This window comes from Streptomyces sp. NPDC059874, assembly GCF_042731135.1.
Taxonomy (GTDB): Bacteria; Actinomycetota; Actinomycetes; order Streptomycetales; family Streptomycetaceae; genus Streptomyces.
Window position 1 is genome coordinate 76,531 of the sequence record NZ_JBHWJY010000037.1, and the last position, 1,561, is coordinate 78,091.

Below are 1,561 nucleotides of genomic sequence, written 5' to 3' on the forward strand. Positions count from 1 at the left end.
ACCTTGTCCCGTCGCCCACAGTGCGTTCTCCTCTGCCGCAGGGCCATGGCCGGGGCGGAATCTGGATAGGCAAGGACACCCCTCGACGCATGAGGACGAAGCCATGAGTTCCGCCACGCAGGACGCGGTACGGCCGCAGCTCGCTGATTCGGCGCAGTACCGGCCGGGCCGCACCATCACCGACTGGACGCCGGAGGACCCGTCCTTCTGGCGGAGCACCGGGAAGAAGGTCGCCACCCGCAACCTGTGGATCGCGGTGCCGGCCCTGCTGGTGGCCTTCGTGGTCTGGCAGGTGTGGAGCATCACGGCGACCAACCTCAAGGACGTCGGCTTCGGCTTCAGCCAGTCCCAGCTGTTCTGGCTCACGGCCGTCCCCGGCATCACCGGCGGCACGGCCCGCATCTTCTACACCTTCCTCGGCCCGATGATCGGCCAGCGCCGCTTCACCGCGCTGTCCACCGTGGTACTGATCGTTCCGCTGCTGTGGCTGGGCTTCGCGGTGCAGGACCCGTCGACCTCGTACGGCACGATGATCGCGATCGCCGCGCTGTGCGGTATCGGCGGCGCGAACTTCTCCTCCTCGCTCGCCAACATCGGCTTCTTCTACCCGAAGCAGGAGAAGGGCAACGCGACCGGCATCAACGGCGGCCTGGGCAACCTGGGCGTCTCGGTCGTCCAGCTCCTGACCCCCATCCTGATCACGTCCTCGGTCCTCGCCATCGGCGCCGGTCAGAAGAAGGCGAACGGCTCGGAGATCTACCTCCAGAACGCCGCCTTCGTGTGGGTCCCGGTGCTGATCGTCCTCGCCGTGGTGGCCTGGTTCGGCCAGAACGACCTGAAGGTGGCCTCCACCCCGTTCAGCCAGCAGAAGATCATCTTCAAGCGCAAGCACAACTGGCTGATGACCTGGCTCTACGTCGGCACGTTCGGCTCCTTCATCGGCTTCGCGGCGGCGCTGCCGCTGCTGATCAAGACCACCTTCCCCGCGTACTCGGTGGCCACCTACGCCTGGATGGGCCCGGCCTTGGGCGCGCTGGCCCGCTGGGCGGGCGGTTGGATCGCCGACAAGCTGGGCGGCGCGCGGGTGACGATCCTGTCCTTCGTGGGCATGGCGGCGTCGATCATCGGTGTGATCACCTTCCTCCCGTCGGGCTCGGACACCGGTTCCTTCTACGGGTTCTTCTTCTGCTTCCTGTCGGCGTTCTTCTTCTCGGGCATCGGCAACGGGTCGACCTTCCGGCAGATCCCGGTCATCTTCCGGGGCCTGCACCTGAAGGGCCTGACGCAGGGGACGCCGGAGTACGCGGCCGCGCTGAAGCAGGCGGAGATCGAGTCGGGCGCGGTGACCGGCTTCACCGCCGCCATCGCCGCCTACGGCTTCTTCTTCATCCCGGCGATGTTCGCCAACTTCGCGGTGACGAGCGCGATGTGGGGCTTCGTGGCCTTCTACGCCTCCTGCGTGGTCGTGGCCTGGTGGTTCTACGCCCGCCGGGGCGCCGAAGCCCCGAGCTAGGCCCTGCGTTGGGGCTCCGCCCCAGAACCCGCGCCTCAAACGCCGGCG

Annotated in this window: 1 protein-coding gene; it reads left to right on the top strand. The window is 67.6% G+C overall.

Annotated features, from left to right (window positions below):
• Window positions 1-103: 103 nt before the first annotated feature.
• Window positions 104-1,513, top strand: coding sequence for a NarK family nitrate/nitrite MFS transporter (locus ACFV9H_RS21950; protein WP_385400705.1), 1,410 nt, complete (start codon window positions 104-106; stop codon window positions 1,511-1,513).
• Window positions 1,514-1,561: the final 48 nt, after the last annotated feature.

Bases quoted from the DNA above. Each gene is read 5' to 3' on its own strand.
- ACFV9H_RS21950 (WP_385400705.1), top strand. From the start codon at position 104: ATGAGTTCCGCCACGCAGGACGCGGTACGGCCGCAGCTCGCTGATTCG.